We start from the raw sequence: 17055 nt of genomic DNA, 5'->3' as shown, positions 1-17055 counted from the left end.
CTCTTCTTTTTGTGTATTATGGTACAGGATGTCCATTAGAGCTTTCGAAAATTGTAAACCATTGTTGACGATCTAAATTAACTTTTGTAGCAAGAGCGGCTGTTTTAACACGATCTAATTTACCAGATCCAACGATTGGCATCATGTTAGCTGGATGAGCAAGCAGCCAAGCATACATAACTGTATCGATGCTAGTAACACCTAGTTCAGTAGCAACCTTCTGTAAAGTTTCACGTACACGTACGGCACGTTCTGATTGACCAGTAAAGATTTCTCCGCCAGCAAGAGGCGACCATATCATAGGATTGATTCGTTTTTCTTGGCATAAATCAATTGTCCCTTTTTCAAAATGCTCAAGCTGCATCGCAGATACTTCAATTTGATTTGTAATGAGCGGGAAATCCAAATAGGAATTTAGCATATTAAACTGTGACGGTAAAAAGTTAGATACACCGAAGTGACGGACTTTTCCTTCTTGCTTTAAGCGTGAGAACGCTTCTGCTACTTCATTTGGATCCATAAATGGATCAGGGCGATGAATGAGAAGTACATCAATATAATCTGTATGTAAGTTTTGTAATGAGTCTTCCGCGCTTTTTATTATATGTTCAGCACTTGTATTGTAGTGCGCAACATATCGCTCTGGAAATTTTGGTGATGGGGGAGCGATTCCACATTTTGTGATGATTTGCATGTTTTCACGTAAGGAAGGCTTTAATTGTAATGCCTCTCCGAACAGTCCTTCACACGTATAACCGCCATAAATATCAGCGTGATCGAAAGTAGTAATCCCCATATCCATGCATTCTTCAATAAAAGAAAGTAATTCTTGTTTCGTCATATTCCATTCTGCTAAACGCCAAAAACCTTGAATAATACGAGAAAATTCTAGCTTTTCGGCCATTTGAACTCGTTCCATTATAAGTGCCCCCTTGATGAATGAGTAATGTTTTGAAAAGGCTTTCTTGCTACATATTATTATATAGTTTCAGTGTCGTACATACAATAAATATGTTTTGCTACAAAAACGATTTTCTCTATATGCTATAATGTAGAAACATAATAGGTATAAGGAGATGTAGGAAATGATTCCAGTAACAATATTAACTGGTTTTCTTGGATCTGGGAAAACAACATTATTAAATCGTATTTTAACAGAGAATCACGGTAAGAAATTAGCGGTAATTGTAAATGAAATAGGGCAAATTGGTATCGATAATCAGTTGATTATGAATGTGGAAGAAGAAATTATGGAAATGACAAACGGTTGTCTATGCTGTACTGTACGGGAAGATTTACTTGTTGCTTTAAAACAATTACTAGACGTAAAAGCAGAAGGGGAAATGGATTTTGATGGATTAGTAATTGAAACGACTGGTCTTGCAAATCCAGGTCCGATTATTCAAACATTCTTTTTAGATCCTGTGATTCAATCTGCATACCAAATTAACGGTGTTGTAACAGTAGTAGATAGTTACCATATACATAAACATTTTGAAAAAGGACTAGAAGCAAAGGAACAAATTGCATTTGCTGATGTCGTTTTAGTAAATAAATTAGATTTAGTGGATGAAAGTGAAAAGGAAAATCTATTGCAGGAACTGCAAGGTATTAACCCAACTGCAAAGTTAATCGAGGCGACTAACTGTGATGTAGATATTCCATCGTTACTACAAATTCAAACGTTTAAAACGAAAGATACGTTACAAATTTATCCTCATAAAGAGCATAATCATCTAGAAGGCGTAAAGTCGTTTGTACTACGCGAAGAGCGACCGTTAGATTTACAAAAACTAAATGAGTGGATGTCAGCTGTCGTTCAAGAGCTAGGGGAGTATTTATATCGCTACAAAGGAATTTTATCGATTGATGGAGTAGATAAACGTATCGTTTTCCAAGGTGTACATACACTGTTTGCTGCATCATATGATAGAGAGTGGCAAGAGGGCGAAGAACGAGTAAGTGAAGTTGTGTTTATCGGAAAAGATATTAATAAAGAATGGTTCCAAGAACATTTTGAAGAGTGTGTGAAATAAGCCTGCGTATATTGCAGGCTTATTTGTTTACTAAAATTGGAATTTGTAGTAAAGTATTCTAAAAATACTAAACATTTAGTATTTTATTAGGGTAGGGGGATAAAAGGTGCGTTTAATGATTCTTGGATTGCTTACTAAAAGGGAGTCGCTATCTGGTTATGAAATACAGCAGGCTCTACATATGGTGCAAAGTAGTAAATGGGCAGAGGTGTTCCCGGCTTCTATTTATCACGCGTTAAAAAAAATGACAAATGAGGAATTAATTCAAGTAAAAGCAATTGAAATGACTGGTAGACGTTCAAAAACGATATATTGTATTACAGAAAAGGGAAGTCAAGAATTTAAAAGACTATTAAAGGAGTCGTTTCAAAAGTCATCAGTTGTGTTTCCGAAACATTTATATACAGCATTAACTTTTCTTTCAGAAGAAAAGGGTATGAGAGAAGAGATTTTAGAAGCTTTAGATGAACAAAAAAGAGAAATATTAGCTACTTATGAAGAAATGAGGGAAGGAGAAAGACTGAAAGATCATGCACCAGAGTATGTGAAACTTATTTTCGAAAATATGTATGAACAATGTGAGATGCAACTTCGATTTATTCATAAGTTAGAAAAGCTATTAAAAAAATAAAAATATGGTGGGAAGAATATGAAAATTGATCATCTTGTTGTAAATGTAAATAAAGAGATACAAGAAAATAAGGAAATGATAAAAAACGTACATTCTATCGGACTTCCATATGCTCCGAAATGGGGAAAGGGAACGAAAGGCTTTAAAGTATCTAACGTATGGATTGGAAAAGAATATTTAGAATTAGTAAGAGTAAAAACAAAAGATGGTGGTGGCTGGGTACAAGAGTGGGTTCAGAAATATTATGCTGGCCATCGAGGGTTAATCGGACTAGCGATTGATGTTGAAAATATAGATAAAGTGTATGAAAAAATGATAGAAGGTGGAATTGAAATTACAAAACCAGAACCATTACAATATAAGTGGTTTTTTAATTTGTTTAAGAAAACTATGCCGTGGAAAAATGCATACATACAGCCTATGAAGGGGATGCCGTTTCAATTCTTTCTACAACAAATGGATGATCAAAAGAGCAGAGAATATATGGAGAAATATATGTATCCCAATAGTGTGGAACAGGGCATTTTAGGAATAATTGCGGTAAAGCTATATGGAGAAATAACAAAAGAAGATAGAGAAATAATTAGTTGTCTATTTTCAGATGTTACAAATGAGGGAGGTGAAATAATAATCCATTTAAACAATCAAGTAATTCATTTAATTCAATCGAATGAGCATTTTACAGAGGTAATACTAGATTGTAAAAGCGAAGCAAATAGGGAGAAGAAATTAGATATAGAAAATGTGACATTGATAAATAAATAATAAAAAGCCTGTTTTCACAGGCTTGTATGTTCATCTAATAGTAACTCCATTACAACACCTACAACTGGGCCTTCGTCATCAATATCGCCATTTAAGCGGAAGCCAAATGACTCGTATAGTCCCATTGCGAGTTTGTTTTCTGGATGTAAACTTAAATAAATTATTTTACATTCAAATTTATCTTGTAAAAATTGAATGAGTATGCGAAGGAAACGTTTTGCGTATCCTTTTCCTTGATATTGTTGGTCAATCATAAATCGATCTAACCATACGCTTTTACGTTTTTCCCAATACCATCCATACATTGCATACCCTACAAGTGTTTCTCCATCATATAAACCTACTGACGTTCCGTTTCCTTCATATAATGATTCTGCTAAAGAAAACGCATTGCTTTCAATAAATTGCTGCTGGTCTTTCGCGACGTTTAAGGCAGCTACTGAACGCCAATTTTTTGCTGTTACTTCACAAATGTGAAGAGCCATAATTCCAACTCACCTTCTAAATTAATATAGCCTAAAAGCTAATATGGATAATTTTACTTGTTATTTCGGTCAAGTCAAGTAAGAACAAACAAAAAAGAAGCTGAATGGTCAGCTTCTTTTAAAAATTTGATTAGTTCGTAGCTTCTTTCAATGTGTTTACGTTTTCTTCCATTAAAGTGAAGTAATCTTTATTGCTCTTCGCATCATCTTCAGAAATAGTAGCAAGATGATTTAAGCGTAAAACTTTTGTACCCGTTTCTTTTTGAATAACGGATGCGACTTTTGGCGTAGAGAATGTTTCAAATAAAATATATTTTAGATTATGTTCTTTTACTGTTTTTGTAATGTCAGCAAGTTGTTTTTGAGATGGTTCATCAGAAGCTGAAATACCAGCGATAGGGATTTGTTTTAAGCCATAGCGCTGTTCCCAGTATCCATAAGCGGCGTGAGAAACTAAAATTTCTTTCGTTTTCGCATTTGCTACAGCTGCTTTAAATTGATCATCTAAATCAGTGAATTTCGTTTGAAGTGCTGCGAAGTTTTTTTCGAACTCTTGTTTATGGTCAGGTTGTAACTCTACAAGTGCATTTTTAATTTTTTCTGCCTGTTTCATTGCTAGAGTAGGGTCTAACCAAATGTGTGGGTCTTTATCGTGATGATGTTCGTCCTCTTTATGGCCGTCTCCGTGATCATGATGCTCTTCTTCAGTAGAAGTACGCAGTTCGATACCTTTTGATGCATTTACAATTTTAACATTTTCTTTTTGTAATGCTTTTTCCATTTTTTCAGCAAATGGTTCTAATTCAGCGCCGTTGTAAACGAATAAATCGGCTTTTGCAACTTGTACTGTTTGTTTTTGACTTGGTTCAAATGTATGAGAATCGGCACCAGGTGGGTAAATCGCTTCAACAGTTACATAGTCGCCACCAATTTTTTTTGCGAAATCTGCAAGAGGAAAAATAGTTGTATAAACAGTTAGCTTTCCGTCTTTCTTGGCATTACCTTCTTTTTTATTTGAGCAGCCAGTAAAAATTAAAGTGAAAATAAGTAAGAATGAAAATATAGTCAATCTTTTAGGCATGAAGTTCTCCTCTTTTCTTTTTTTACGGATATATTTTCCCCAATTATAGAAGAAAAATATCATTTTAATACAAAACGGAATAATTACGTTTTAGTTTGCGAACTTAGTATAATACATCTTTTATAAAGTTGCAATAAATAATAATCATTCCGATTTGATTTTGTAATAAAGTTGTCAAATATAGATGTGTTATTTTTGCGAATACATGCATATGTGACAACGCCGTGTTCATATATATGAAAGGAGGGTGTAGGGGGGGATGAGTGTTTGGGTTACTTAATGGAATCTATATTCTTGATATTAGCGGTAGTATTGCCATTATCATTTGTTTTAATTTTTTTAAGAAGATTAATAAGTAATTTAGGAGACGCATCAACAGTAACAAAATTACGTGAGAAAGATGAGAAAAAAGAGTGAGTAAAGCACTATGCGTACGCATAGTGCTTTACTTGTGGTAAAATGAGAGAAGGAAACTCCTAAAAGTTGTATTTTACTGAAGGAGAGAAAAGTAAAATAAGAGGTATATGCATATATGAATAAGCGAACAGCGTTAGTACTTGGTGCAAGTGGTTTAGTTGGACAAGAGATAACGCGTCTATTACTTGAATCAGATTACTACGATTCGGTTACTATTTTTGTAAGAGAACCAATGCAATGGCAACATGAAAAGTTACAGCAAAAGCAAATAGATTTTTCGATGCTAGAGGAATATAAAGAGTTTTTTGCTGTAGATGACGTATTTAGTTGTCTAGGAACAACAATCAAAAAAGCAAAAACAAAGGTGAATTTCAAAAAAGTAGATTATGAATATACGTTACGAGCTGCTTGTTTAGCTGAGAAACAAGGGGTGCAAAACTTCCTTGTTGTGTCCTCAATGGGAGCAAATCCTAAATCTTTTTTCTTTTATTCACAAGTCAAAGGGAAAATGGAAGAGGAATTACAAAAGTTAGTCATTGGTGGTATTCACATCTTTAGGCCATCTTTATTAGTAGGGAATCGACAAGAATTTCGTTTCGGTGAACGAATGGCTGAAAAGTTATCTCGTATTATTCCTTTTATATTTAAAGGGGCTTTCAAAAAGTATAAACCTATTTCAGCTAAAGATGTGGCGAAAGGAATGTATATAACTGCATTGCGAGAAGAATCGGGTATCCATATTTATAATTCAAATGAAATTACAACGATAGAATAAATAAAACCGAGAAGAATGACTTCTCGGTTTTATTTATTTGTAATGATTTTCCCCGGTGCTCTCTTGTATTGATACGGTTCTTGTAACTCAAAGCCAAGTTCATTGGCGGCTATTCTTGGAAAGTATGGATTGCGAAGTAACTCACGTCCGATAAAAATTAAATCTGCTTCATTATTATTTAAAATTTGTTCTGCTTGAGACCCAGTCGTAATCAATCCAACTGCACCAGTTGCAATGTTAGCATGCTCTTTAATACGTTTAGCGTATTGTACTTGATACCCGGGATATACATCGATGTGTGCCGGTACAACAGCTCCAGAACTACAATCGATTAAATCTACCCCTTGTTCTTTCATCCATTTTGTATACTGAACGTAATCTTGAACTGTTAACCCATTAGGATGATAATCATTTGCTGAAATTCGAACAAATAACGGTCCGTTCCAAACTTCATTTATCGAGTCAATGATTTCACGTAAGAAACGATAGCGATTTTCAGATGAGCCCCCATATTCATCAGTTCGTTTATTAGAAAGTGGAGAAAGAAATTCATTTATAAGATAACCGTGGGCACCATGTATTTCAATAACATCAAATCCAGCTTGTTTAGATCGTATTGCAGCCTTCTGAAAAGCTAATATGGCATTTTTTATTTGCTGAATACTCATTTCTAATGGTATTTTCATAGTTTCATTAAACGGAATTGCTGATGGAGCAAAAGCACTTGTTTCTAATTCAGCTTTTCTTCCGGCGTGAGCGAGTTGAATGGCTGCTTTTGCACCGTTATCATGTATAAAACTTGTCGTTTTATGTAAGCCTTCAATTAGACAGTCATCCCAAATACCTAAGTCTTTATTAGAAATTCGCCCTTCAGGTAACACGGCTGTTGCTTCAATCATTACTAAACCAACTTGACCGGCAGCTCTTGTTCCATAATGAATGAGATGGAAATTCGTTACTTGGCCATCCTCATTCTCTGATGAATACATGCACATAGGTGACATAACGATACGGTTTTTTAGCGTAACGTCCTTAATTGTATAAGGTGAAAAAAGTTTGGAATTCATCAAAAAGCCTCCTTGATTGAATTTTCTTACATTGTAGCATTCTCTTTTTTATTTCTCTAATAAAACGCTTATACGAAAAATTTTGTCTATTCGTGTTACAATAACTAATATGAATTGAATTGGAGGATGACATATGTACCAGGCTTATTATGAAAGTGAATTAGGCTTGCTGGAAATTACAGCGAATGATAATGGAATTACGTCTGTTATATTTGTTGATGAGAGAAAAGAAGAACATAAAAATGAAATGATAGATCAATGTATAAATGAGCTAGATGAATATTTTAAGGGGAAAAGAAAAGAGTTCACGGTCCCGCTGTCTGCTGAGGGAACATCATTTCAAAAGAATGTATGGGATGCGCTCTATACTATTCCTTATGGCGTAAGTGCTTCATATTTAGATATTGCAGAGAAGGTCGGAAATACGAAAGCTGTACGTGCGATAGGAGGAGCAAATAGTCGTAATCCGATTTCAATTATCGTTCCGTGTCATCGTGTAATAGGGAAAAGCGGGAAGCTTGTTGGATATGCGGGTGGTTTATGGAGGAAAGAGTGGTTATTAAAACACGAAGGTATTTTGAAATGACGTATGGATGGGAAGAGGGATTGTTTTGAACTGTATAAATTGTGGGCAACTTTGCGATGGAAATCAGTTGAATTGTGAAAGTTGCCAGCGGACTTTGCATAATGAACAAGGCGATGGAAGCTCGTTAATCGACAAAGAGTTAGAAGTATATGTAGGGAGACAATATCCGTATTACAAAAGGAAATGGGAGCTTGAGGATAAACGGATTGCTAGGTGGAGCTGGAATGGTTGGGCTGCTATTTTCAATGTGGGTTGGCTTGGATATCGTAAGTACTATTTACCTGCAGCTTTATTTTTACTGTTATTAGTAGCGTGTGATGCATTTTCTTATTATATGGGCTTCAACGTAGCATTACCAATCATTAATATGGTGCCTCTTACGTTTCTGTTACTCATTTTTATTCTGTTTGGGATGGGGATTTTTGCAAATGGATTATATTATCAATTTGCAGAAAGACGTATATATCGAATAAAAGCACGGGGAATTCAAGATGCATCGGTTGAAAACTATCTCATTCGTGATAGTGGTGGAACGAGTAAAGTAGGAGCGACAATCGTTACGATTTTAGCGATTGCTAGTATTTTTTTCAGCCATTTCTTTTTCCCGACTGATCGAGATATTATTCAAAAAGTTCGTACAAGCTCGCTTTATGAATATCCGTTCTTTTCCATTGGTGAATCGTTTGAAAGTTACTTTAGAAATCCAGGTTGGGTATATTATCGTGGAACGGAAGGATTAGAATTGGTAGAATTCGAAGGATATAGTCCTGATATGCCAAGGGAAAAGGTGACAATCCAATTTGTTGTTGATTATAAATTAGGTGAGATTGAGCCGTACTCACTTATGATTAATGGAGAATCTAAAAATGAGGAAGAATTTTTGAAGATAATGGACGAAATATTTAAAGTTCAAAACCCATTTGATATAGAGGATGGATTACAAGTAAAAGAAAAAGAAGTGGATAGAAGGGCTCTCTATCCACTTCTTTTTTTAGTGTACAAAAATAGTATTTGAAATAATCTGAATCTTTTGTATAATAATATATATTATACTGGCTTTCATTTATACATATAGATTGGGGGAAGGAAGAATGAAGAGAAAGGTAACAACGATTGCTGCAGTTGCATTATCGACTAGTGTATTAGTTGCAGGTTGCGGAAATGGGGAGAAGGCATCTACAACGAAGAAAGAAGCAGGTAAGGGAGCAGCAGATAAGCAAGTATTAAACTTACTAGAAACAGCAGAAATCCCTTCAATGGATACATCAAAATCAACAGACTCTGTATCATTCCGTGCCTTTGTAAATGCAATGGAAGGGTTATATCGTTTAGATAAGGATAATAAACCAACACCAGGCATGGCAAAAGATGTGAAGATTAGTGAAGATAAAAAGACATATACATTTGAATTACGTGATGCGAAATGGTCAAATGGTGATCCAGTTCGAGCACAAGATTTTGTATATGCATGGCAACGTACATTAGATAAAGCAATAGCGGCAGAATATGCATTTATTTTATTTGATGTGAAAAATGCACAGAAAGTAAATAAAGGAGAATTACCATCAGATCAATTGGGTGTTAAAGCGAAGGATGATAAAACGTTGGTAGTAGAATTAGAGCAACCAGCACCTTATTTTCTTGAACTTACGTCATTCCCTACATTTTTCCCATTAAATGAAAAATATGTGAAAGAGCAAGGGGATAAATATGCATTAGAAGCAGATAAACTATTATATAATGGACCATTTACGATGAGTGAATGGAAACATGAACGAAGTTATCAGTTAAAGAAAAACCCTAATTATTGGGATAAAGATACTGTGAAGTTAGAAGAAATTAATGTAAATATTGTGAAGGAAACGAGCACGGGAGTAAACTTATATGATAGTGATCAAGCGGACCGTGTTATTTTAAGTTCTGAATTTGTTGATAAGTATAAAAAGAATAAGCCGGATGAATTTAAAACGAAGTTAGATCCACGTATGTATTTCTTACGTTTTAACCAGAAAAATGCAACGTTTAAAAATCAAAAAGTTCGTGAAGCGATTGATCTGGCATACGATAAAAAAGGAATTGCAAATGTTATTTTAAATGACGGATCATTACCAGCATATTTCTTAGTACCTGAGAAATTTACGACAGGACCAGATGGGAAAGATTTCCGTACTGTAAATAAAAATTTCCGTGACAGCAAAGATAATGCTGAAAAAGCAAAAAAATTATGGGAAGAAGCGAAGAAAGAGCTTGGCCAAGATACAATTACAGTAGAATTTCTAAATGATGATAACGGTAGCCGTAAAAAAGTGGGTGACTTTATTAAAGAAGAGTTAGAGAAAAATTTACCTGGTATTAAAGTGAATTTGAAACAACAACCATATAAGCAAAAGCTAGAGTTAGAAAAGAAATTTGAATATGAATTCTCATTATCTGCATGGAGTCCGGACTATCCAGATCCAATGACTTATATTGATATGTTTGTTACTGGAAGCTCATTTAATGAAATGGATTATTCTAATCCGAAGTATGATGATTTAGTAGCGAAATCAAAAGGAGAGCTATTAAAAGATGATAAAGCACGCTGGAATGCCCTTGCAGAAGCTGAAAAAATCTTAATTGGTCAAGATGCTGCCATTTCTCCTACGTACCAACAAAGTACGGCTTACTTAGAGAAGCCATACGTAAAAGGTATTGCGAATCATACGTTTGGTGGGGACTTCAGTTATAAATGGGCATATATTACAAAGAAATAGTATAATAAAAGATGAGTGAATTTTCGCTCATCTTTTATTTGTATAGGAGGAATTAGAGTTGTTAAAGGGAATCAATCATCTTTGTTTTTCAGTGTCTAATTTAGAAAAATCTATTATATTTTACGAAAAAGTACTAGAAGGAGAATTATTAGTTAAAGGGAGAAAACTTGCGTATTTTCATATATGTGGGGTATGGGTAGCACTTAATGAAGAAACACATATTCCGAGAAATGAGATTCATCAATCTTATACGCATATTGCGTTTTCAGTTGAACAGAAAGACTTTGAACGCCTACTGCAACGATTAGAAGAAAACGATGTTCATATTTTACAAGGAAGAGAACGCGATGTAAGGGATTGTAAGTCCATATATTTTGTTGATCCTGACGGCCACAAATTTGAGTTTCATTCAGGGACATTGCAAGACCGACTTAATTATTATAGGGAAGATAAACCTCATATGACATTTTACTAAGGAGGGGGAAGAAGTTGCATGCGCTAGTAATTGGTGGAACAGGGATGCTAAAGAGAGTTTCTATGTGGCTTTGTGAGCAAGGATTTCATGTTTCTATTATTGGACGAGATGAAGTGAAATTAGAAAATGTTAAGCGAGAGAGTGCTGCGCCAGAAAGTATCACATGTCTTCCGTTAGATTATCATAATGATGACGATGTAAAGCTAGCTATTAAAAGCACAATTATGCAGAATGGCCCAATAACATTAGTTGTCGCATGGGTACACGCAAGTGCGAAGGATACGTTGTCATTCATTTGTAGAGAATTGGATTTGTCGTCTGAAACATACAACGTTTTTCATATTTTAGGTAGTAAAGCGTCGCGTATACCCGCACAAAAAATAGGTGGTACGCGATGTAGCTACCATAGAATAATATTAGGTTTTATATTAGAAGATACATACGGGAGATGGCTTACCCATGAAGAAATATCGGATGGGGTAATAAAAGGAATTGAGAGTAAATGTGATGAATGGATTGTAGGACGAGTAGAACCGTGGGAATTGCGGCCAACATGGTAAGGGGGGAATGAGAAATGAAGACAACTGTATATGTAACAAGGCACGGTGAGACGGAATGGAATGTAGCGAAACGAATGCAAGGACGGAAAAATTCTGCTTTAACTGAAAATGGTATGTTACAAGCAAAGCAATTAGGAGACCGAATGAAAGATTTATCTATCCATGCGATCTATAGTAGTCCGAGTGAAAGAACCCTTCATACTGCAGAGTTAATAAAGGGCGATCGTGATATACCGATAATAGCGGATGAGCATTTTTATGAAATTAACATGGGTGAATGGGAAGGACAGACAATCGATGATATAGAAAGGCAATATCCAGAGGAAATACAATTGTTTTGGTATGAGCCACATCTTTTTCAGTCAACATCAGGAGAAGATTTTGAGGCCGTTCATAAAAGGGTAATTGAGGGGATACAGCTTCTTTTAGAAAAGCATAAAGGAGAAAGTATATTAATTGTTTCTCATGCGGCAGCGGCAAAATTACTTGTAGGACATTTTGCGGGTATTGAAATAGAAAATGTGTGGGATGATCCATTTATGCATAGTGCTAGTCTAAGTATAATAGAATTTGAAGAAGATAAAGGTGAAGTGAAGCAATTTGCAGATATAAGTCATTTTCAATGAACGTAAAAAAGGCCGCAAAACGGCCTTTTTTTGTAGGCATAAAAACTAGCAATTACGTTTTTTATACCAGAAGTGATCGAATTTCTTGTTTTTGCAAGATGGGAATTTATGTCCGCCTTTGCAATCATTCCATTTGTGTCCATTATCGTGACAGTCTCTGCCATGATCACATGAATCATCGCATGAGTGACCGTCTCTATGCGGGAAGAATTCGCACTTTTTACAGAAGCTTCGTTTTGTCCAGAAAAATTTCTTTTCAAAGCGTATGCATTTTGTAACGAACGTACAATGTTTCCTACGCGTCACTTTCGTAACTAAAACGCATTCTTTTCTACGCGTTACTTTCGTAACAAACGTCCATTTTTGAACGCGTACACGAGTGCATTTCGTAACAAATGTCCATTTTTTTACATGCGTACATTTTGTAACGAACGTACAATGTTTCACACGAGTACATCTTGTTCTTGGACATTTACCCCCAGTTGTACATTTACATCCTGTTGTACATCGATGATGAGAGAATTTATCATCATCGCACTCAAAAGCACTTGGATCTTGATGTAAAAAATCCTCCATCCCAGCACTTTTGATTTCTTCAACCGCTTTTCTAATATCACGTTTCATAGAAATCCTCCTTATCATGTATTAAGTTGAAAAGGTATTCTTTTTCCTTAACATGATATGAGATATGAAGTCTTTCTGAACAGGACAAGAGTGTAATTTTATATAAATAGATGATAGCGGATGTATGGACAAGGCAAGGTGCATACATTGAATGAAGAGAACTGAGAAGGGATGAGAAAATATGCTACCTTCATATGATTTTTTTATTCATCCAATGAACCTAGTGGAATTGAAAAAAGAAATTTGGTCAGACAGTCCAGTGCCAGCAAAATTAACTTATGGAAAAAAGAAGTATGACATTGATATCGTATACCGGGGGGCTCATATTCGTGAGTTTGAGAAAAAGTCTTATCATGTTATGTTTTATAAACCGAAAAAATTTCAAGGTGCGAAAGAAATTCATTTAAATTCTGAGTTTATGGATCCGTCTCTCATACGAAACAAATTATCTTTAGACTTTTTTCATGATATTGGTGTACTTTCACCAAAATCACAACATGTGTTTATAAAAATTAATGGTCAAATTCAAGGTGTATATTTACAGTTAGAATCAGTTGATGAAAACTTTTTGAAAAATAGAGGATTACCGAGTGGTTCTATTTATTATGCGATAGATGATGATGCGAATTTTTCTTTAATGAGTGAGAGAGATAAAGATGTTAAGACCGAGCTATTTGCGGGTTATGAATTTAAATATTCGAATGAAAATAGTGAAGAACAATTGAGTGAATTTGTATTCCAAGCGAATACTTTGTCGAGGGAATCTTATGAAAAAGAAATTGGGAAGTTTTTGCATGTTGATAAATATTTACGATGGTTAGCTGGCGTTATTTTCACACAAAACTTTGATGGTTTCGTTCATAACTATGCACTATATCATAACGATGAAACGAATTTATTTGAAGTGATACCGTGGGATTATGATGCGACTTGGGGGCGAGATGTCCAAGGGAGACCACTTAATCATGAATATATTCGTATTCAAGGTTATAACACGTTAAGTGCAAGATTGTTAGATATACCTGTATTTAGAAAACAATACCGAAGTATTTTGGAAGAAATATTAGAAGAACAATTTACCGTTTCATTTATGATGCCGAAAGTAGAAGGTTTGTGTGAGTCGATTCGTCCTTATTTACTACAAGATCCATATATGAAAGAAAAATTAGAAACATTTGATCAAGAAGCTAATATGATTGAGGAATATATAAATAAAAGAAGAAAGTATATACAAGATCATTTACATGAATTGGATTAATTTTGAAGGAGATTGGAACATTATCAATCTCTTTTTTTGTATAATAAAGAGGTATCAATGGAATTGACGTAATATTTACTTAATAATGAATGGGGATGTGGAAACATGAAGGTAAAATGGATTGATTGGGTAAAACAAATACAATCTATAGCTCAAGCGGGTTTAACGTATTCTAAGGATGTGTATGATATAGAGCGTTTCCAACAATTACGGGATATTTCCATTTCGATGATGTCACATTACACAAAGACAGATTGGGAAGTTGTAGAGAAGTTATTTGCAAGTGAGACAGGCTATCAAACACCAAAAATTGATATAAGAGCAGTTGTTTTTCAAAATGAAAAGTTATTATTTGTGAAAGAAAAAAGCGATGGGAAATGGGCATTGCCAGGTGGATGGGCTGACATCGGTTATACGCCGACAGAAGTAGCAGCAAAAGAAGTTTTAGAAGAGACAGGTTATGAAGTTGATCATTTTAAGCTACTCGCTATATTTGATAAAGAAAAACATCAACCTTCGCCTTCAGCAACACACGTATATAAAATTTTTATTGGCTGTAAGATTATTGGTGGTGAAAAGAAAATTAGTATTGAAACAGAAGATGTGGAGTTTTTTGGTGAGAATGAATTGCCTAATTTATCGATTGCTAGAAATACAGAAGAGCAAATTAAAGAAATGTTTGCCTACATGAAAGAACCACTGAAAGAAATAGTAATAGATTAATAATGTTTATGCCGATGATATTGTTGGAATGAAGATATTGGCAGAATGCAACCTTTATGTAATAATGGGATGGTATGTGAAGAAAAAAGGAGATAGAAAATAAAATGTTAGCAAGCATAATAGATCAGTTATTGCAATTTTTTGCAAGCTTAGGTTACTTTGGAGTAGCGCTAGCTTTAATGATTGAAATTATCCCGAGTGAAATTGTACTTTCGTATGCTGGCTTTTTAGTCGCAGATGGTAAAATTAGCTTTGTCGGTGCAGTTATTGCTGGAACAATCGGTGGTACTTTAGCTCAAATCTTTTTATATTGGCTTGGATACTATGGAGGACGTCCAGTTGTAGAGAAATATGGAAAATATCTACTTATTAATAAACACCATTTAGACATAGCAGAAAATTGGTTTAAGCGTTACGGAGCAGGAGTAATCTTTTCTGCACGCTTTATCCCAGTCGTACGTCATGCAATCTCTATTCCAGCAGGACTAGCTAAAATGCCATTAAAACTATTTACACTGTATACAGTAGTTGCGATTATTCCATGGTCAATACTATTTATATACTTAGGTGAAAAGCTTGGTGGAAATTGGCGACATATTAAAGAGTATGCATCTGATTACACACATTACATAATTATAGGAGCTGTTCTCTTTGTTGCCTTATATTTTGGTTTAAAGTATTTCAAAAAGAAAAAAGCAGCGCGTTAAAGTCAATGATTTTTCATTGGCTTTTTTTATTTGTTTCGGTTCTAAAGAAAAGGAGTTGTCCATAATGTGTAATAATAAAGCGTAGCGGAGGAATGTGATGAAAGGGTCACCGTTTATACGTGGAACGATATTTTTAACGATGGCAACGATGATATCAAAAATGTTAGGGTTTATATATGTTATACCATTTACAGCAATGGTCGGTACGAGTGGATATGTTTTATACACGTATGCATATCGTCCATATACGATTATGCTCAGCATTGCGACGATGGGACTACCACTTGCAGTTTCAAAAATGGTATCAAAATATGATCAACTGAATGATTATCATACGGTTAAGAGAGTGTTGAAAAGTGGAATCGTGTTTATGTTTATAATGGGAATTATTTCGTGTTTTGCTTTATATATGCTAGCTCCACATTTGGCTAAACTTGTAATCGATGGAAATGATCAAACGGGGAATAGTGTAGGGGCAGTCACTACTAATATTCGAATTGTGAGTTTTGCGTTAATACTTGTGCCAGTAATGAGTTTATTAAGGGGTTTCTTTCAAGGATTCCAATCGATGGGGCCTTCTGCTTTAAGTGTAGTTGTAGAACAATTTTTTCGGGTCTTAACTATTTTAATAGGAAGTTTTGTCGTTTTATATATTTTAAAAGCTTCTGTCTCGTTGGCTGTTGGTATTTCAACGTTTGGTGCCTTTATGGGAGCGATAGGTGGATTAACAGTTTTAAGTGCGTATTACATAAGAAGGAGAAAGCACTTAAAGAAAAAAGAGATGGCAAGTATACCGCAAACAACGAAATCTTTTTTCTCACTGTATAAGGAGCTCTTTACATATTCAATACCGTTTGTTGTGGTAGGTTTAGCAATTCCGTTGTATCAGACGATTGATACATTTACAATTAATAAACTACTTATACAAATAGGGTATATGCAAGGAGAAGCGGAGAAGATTAATGCAATAATTGGTCTTGTCCAGATGGTTGTACTTATCCCGGTTTCCGTTGCGACCGCTTTTAGTATGTCTCTCGTACCTGAGATGACAAAAGCATATACAGCAGGGAATGTGAAGTTACTGTACAAACATTTTACGAGGACGAATGCATTAGTAGTAGGTATTACGGTGCCAGCGGCAATTGGAATGATGGTGTTAGCAAAACCAGTATATACGCTTTTATTTGGTGCCGGAAATGATCCAGAGATGGGGAGAGTTATATTACAGTATTATGCTCCTGCCTGTATACTATTTTCGCTTTTTACAGTAACAGCTGCGATGTTACAAGGAATTAATCAACAACAGAAAACAGTGCTAGGATTAGGTATTGGCATTATTGTGAAGATATTTTTAAATATTGTGCTGCTTCCGTATTTCGATTATGTAAGTTTTATTATTTCAACATACGCTGGTTATACGATTTCAGTTGGCTTTAACTTGTGGATGCTTTCTAAATATGTTATAAAGGCAACATAAGCTTTTAAG

At 34.8% G+C, this 17055-nt stretch carries 20 protein-coding genes; 15 read left to right on the top strand and 5 right to left on the bottom strand.

Translation table 11 applies throughout. The annotated features are described in order from the left end of the window. Positions 1 to 16 precede the first annotated feature (16 nt). Entirely contained in the window at positions 17 to 919 is a 903-nt protein-coding gene (locus QCI44_RS18255; RefSeq protein WP_016088246.1) for an aldo/keto reductase, read from the bottom strand. A 166-nt stretch (positions 920 to 1085) separates the two neighbouring features. Between QCI44_RS18255 and QCI44_RS18250 the strand changes: the two genes are divergently transcribed. The 3 genes from QCI44_RS18250 to QCI44_RS18240 all read left to right on the top strand — a co-directional run bounded on the left by QCI44_RS18250 (position 1086) and on the right by QCI44_RS18240 (position 3432). Beyond that, entirely contained in the window at positions 1086 to 2036 is a 951-nt protein-coding gene (locus QCI44_RS18250) for a CobW family GTP-binding protein (protein ID WP_088083624.1), read from the top strand. A gap of 106 nt (positions 2037 to 2142) precedes the next feature. Then, positions 2143 to 2667, top strand: a complete 525-nt coding sequence (locus QCI44_RS18245) for a PadR family transcriptional regulator (protein WP_016088244.1) — start codon at positions 2143 to 2145, stop codon at positions 2665 to 2667. A gap of 18 nt (positions 2668 to 2685) precedes the next feature. Further along, entirely contained in the window at positions 2686 to 3432 is a 747-nt protein-coding gene (locus tag QCI44_RS18240) for a VOC family protein (RefSeq protein ID WP_016088243.1), read from the top strand. 14 nt (positions 3433 to 3446) lie between these two features. On the opposite strand, the gene QCI44_RS18235 is transcribed toward QCI44_RS18240, so the two are convergent. Both QCI44_RS18235 and QCI44_RS18230 read right to left on the bottom strand, forming a co-directional pair. After that, positions 3447 to 3917 carry a GNAT family N-acetyltransferase gene (locus QCI44_RS18235; RefSeq protein WP_016088242.1) on the bottom strand — a complete coding sequence of 157 codons (471 nt, stop codon included), beginning with the start codon at positions 3915 to 3917 and terminating at the stop codon, positions 3447 to 3449. A 130-nt stretch (positions 3918 to 4047) separates the two neighbouring features. Next, a complete protein-coding gene (locus QCI44_RS18230) occupies positions 4048 to 4998 on the bottom strand; it encodes a metal ABC transporter substrate-binding protein (RefSeq protein ID WP_016088241.1) in 951 nt (316 codons plus the stop codon). A 267-nt stretch (positions 4999 to 5265) separates the two neighbouring features. Here QCI44_RS18230 and QCI44_RS18225 point away from each other — a divergent pair, with 267 nt between their 5' ends. After that, a complete protein-coding gene (locus tag QCI44_RS18225; protein WP_016088240.1) occupies positions 5266 to 5415 on the top strand; it encodes a hypothetical protein in 150 nt (49 codons plus the stop codon). Positions 5416 to 5530: 115 nt separating this feature from the next. Beyond that, positions 5531 to 6190: an oxidoreductase gene (locus QCI44_RS18220; RefSeq protein ID WP_016088239.1), complete on the top strand. Its 660-nt coding sequence runs from the start codon at positions 5531 to 5533 to the stop codon at positions 6188 to 6190. Between the two features lie 29 nt (positions 6191 to 6219). Here QCI44_RS18220 and namA read toward each other — a convergent pair whose 3' ends face one another. Next, the gene (gene namA / locus QCI44_RS18215; RefSeq protein ID WP_353811379.1) at positions 6220 to 7257 is read right to left on the bottom strand and encodes an NADPH dehydrogenase NamA; all 1038 of its coding nucleotides are present in this window, start codon (positions 7255 to 7257) and stop codon (positions 6220 to 6222) included. A gap of 133 nt (positions 7258 to 7390) precedes the next feature. Here namA and QCI44_RS18210 point away from each other — a divergent pair, with 133 nt between their 5' ends. The 6 genes from QCI44_RS18210 to QCI44_RS18185 all read left to right on the top strand — a co-directional run bounded on the left by QCI44_RS18210 (position 7391) and on the right by QCI44_RS18185 (position 12257). Further along, positions 7391 to 7843, top strand: a complete 453-nt coding sequence (locus QCI44_RS18210) for a methylated-DNA--[protein]-cysteine S-methyltransferase (RefSeq protein WP_016088237.1) — start codon at positions 7391 to 7393, stop codon at positions 7841 to 7843. A gap of 7 nt (positions 7844 to 7850) precedes the next feature. Further along, entirely contained in the window at positions 7851 to 8858 is a 1008-nt protein-coding gene (locus QCI44_RS18205; RefSeq protein WP_353811378.1) for a DUF2628 domain-containing protein, read from the top strand. A gap of 76 nt (positions 8859 to 8934) precedes the next feature. Further along, positions 8935 to 10596 (top strand): peptide ABC transporter substrate-binding protein, encoded by a 1662-nt coding sequence (locus tag QCI44_RS18200; RefSeq protein ID WP_016088235.1) that lies wholly within the window; start codon positions 8935 to 8937, stop codon positions 10594 to 10596. Positions 10597 to 10654: 58 nt separating this feature from the next. Continuing rightward, on the top strand, positions 10655 to 11071 hold the full coding sequence (fosB, locus tag QCI44_RS18195) for a FosBx1 family fosfomycin resistance bacillithiol transferase (protein WP_016088234.1): 417 nt from the start codon (positions 10655 to 10657) through the stop codon (positions 11069 to 11071). A gap of 14 nt (positions 11072 to 11085) precedes the next feature. Further along, positions 11086 to 11631, top strand: coding sequence for a short-chain dehydrogenase (locus QCI44_RS18190; protein WP_353811377.1), 546 nt, complete (start codon positions 11086 to 11088; stop codon positions 11629 to 11631). A 14-nt stretch (positions 11632 to 11645) separates the two neighbouring features. Next, on the top strand, positions 11646 to 12257 hold the full coding sequence (locus QCI44_RS18185; RefSeq protein ID WP_353811376.1) for a phosphoserine phosphatase 1: 612 nt from the start codon (positions 11646 to 11648) through the stop codon (positions 12255 to 12257). A 45-nt stretch (positions 12258 to 12302) separates the two neighbouring features. Here QCI44_RS18185 and exsB read toward each other — a convergent pair whose 3' ends face one another. Beyond that, positions 12303 to 12881 (bottom strand): exosporium protein ExsB, encoded by a 579-nt coding sequence (gene exsB, locus QCI44_RS18180; protein ID WP_016088231.1) that lies wholly within the window; start codon positions 12879 to 12881, stop codon positions 12303 to 12305. Positions 12882 to 13062: 181 nt separating this feature from the next. On the opposite strand from exsB, the gene cotH reads away from it, so the two are divergent. The 4 genes from cotH (at position 13063) to QCI44_RS18160 (ending at position 17046) form a co-directional block, all read left to right on the top strand. Next, the gene (gene cotH, locus QCI44_RS18175; RefSeq protein WP_088083625.1) at positions 13063 to 14139 is read left to right on the top strand and encodes a spore coat protein CotH; all 1077 of its coding nucleotides are present in this window, start codon (positions 13063 to 13065) and stop codon (positions 14137 to 14139) included. Between the two features lie 105 nt (positions 14140 to 14244). After that, positions 14245 to 14862, top strand: a complete 618-nt coding sequence (locus tag QCI44_RS18170; protein WP_016088229.1) for an NUDIX hydrolase N-terminal domain-containing protein — start codon at positions 14245 to 14247, stop codon at positions 14860 to 14862. 104 nt (positions 14863 to 14966) lie between these two features. Continuing rightward, complete coding sequence (gene uptA / locus QCI44_RS18165) at positions 14967 to 15569, top strand: undecaprenyl phosphate transporter UptA (RefSeq protein ID WP_000881208.1); 603 nt, start codon at positions 14967 to 14969, stop codon at positions 15567 to 15569. A 97-nt stretch (positions 15570 to 15666) separates the two neighbouring features. Continuing rightward, complete coding sequence (locus tag QCI44_RS18160; RefSeq protein WP_088083626.1) at positions 15667 to 17046, top strand: putative polysaccharide biosynthesis protein; 1380 nt, start codon at positions 15667 to 15669, stop codon at positions 17044 to 17046. Positions 17047 to 17055 lie beyond the last annotated feature (9 nt).

Source organism: Bacillus cereus group sp. RP37 (assembly GCF_040459695.1).
Classification (GTDB): domain Bacteria; phylum Bacillota; class Bacilli; order Bacillales; family Bacillaceae_G; genus Bacillus_A.
Note: the sequence above shows the minus strand (reverse complement) of the source record. Positions and strands in the feature narration are given on the sequence as shown.

What these genes read in the sequence shown, in the direction of transcription:
- QCI44_RS18170 (WP_016088229.1), top strand. Translation starts at nt 14,245, where the DNA reads ATGAAGGTAAAATGGATTGATTGGGTAAAACAAATACAATCTATAGCT.
- QCI44_RS18160 (WP_088083626.1), top strand. Translation starts at nt 15,667, where the DNA reads ATGAAAGGGTCACCGTTTATACGTGGAACGATATTTTTAACGATGGCA.
- QCI44_RS18255 (WP_016088246.1), bottom strand. Translation starts at nt 919, where the DNA reads ATGGAACGAGTTCAAATGGCCGAAAAGCTAGAATTTTCTCGTATTATT.
- QCI44_RS18210 (WP_016088237.1), top strand. Translation starts at nt 7,391, where the DNA reads ATGTACCAGGCTTATTATGAAAGTGAATTAGGCTTGCTGGAAATTACA.
- QCI44_RS18250 (WP_088083624.1), top strand. Translation starts at nt 1,086, where the DNA reads ATGATTCCAGTAACAATATTAACTGGTTTTCTTGGATCTGGGAAAACA.
- QCI44_RS18185 (WP_353811376.1), top strand. Translation starts at nt 11,646, where the DNA reads ATGAAGACAACTGTATATGTAACAAGGCACGGTGAGACGGAATGGAAT.
- QCI44_RS18220 (WP_016088239.1), top strand. Translation starts at nt 5,531, where the DNA reads ATGAATAAGCGAACAGCGTTAGTACTTGGTGCAAGTGGTTTAGTTGGA.
- exsB (WP_016088231.1), bottom strand. Translation starts at nt 12,881, where the DNA reads ATGAAACGTGATATTAGAAAAGCGGTTGAAGAAATCAAAAGTGCTGGG.
- uptA (WP_000881208.1), top strand. Translation starts at nt 14,967, where the DNA reads ATGTTAGCAAGCATAATAGATCAGTTATTGCAATTTTTTGCAAGCTTA.
- QCI44_RS18205 (WP_353811378.1), top strand. Translation starts at nt 7,851, where the DNA reads ATGGGAAGAGGGATTGTTTTGAACTGTATAAATTGTGGGCAACTTTGC.
- QCI44_RS18235 (WP_016088242.1), bottom strand. Translation starts at nt 3,917, where the DNA reads ATGGCTCTTCACATTTGTGAAGTAACAGCAAAAAATTGGCGTTCAGTA.
- namA (WP_353811379.1), bottom strand. Translation starts at nt 7,257, where the DNA reads ATGAATTCCAAACTTTTTTCACCTTATACAATTAAGGACGTTACGCTA.
- QCI44_RS18200 (WP_016088235.1), top strand. Translation starts at nt 8,935, where the DNA reads ATGAAGAGAAAGGTAACAACGATTGCTGCAGTTGCATTATCGACTAGT.
- QCI44_RS18240 (WP_016088243.1), top strand. Translation starts at nt 2,686, where the DNA reads ATGAAAATTGATCATCTTGTTGTAAATGTAAATAAAGAGATACAAGAA.
- QCI44_RS18230 (WP_016088241.1), bottom strand. Translation starts at nt 4,998, where the DNA reads ATGCCTAAAAGATTGACTATATTTTCATTCTTACTTATTTTCACTTTA.
- cotH (WP_088083625.1), top strand. Translation starts at nt 13,063, where the DNA reads ATGCTACCTTCATATGATTTTTTTATTCATCCAATGAACCTAGTGGAA.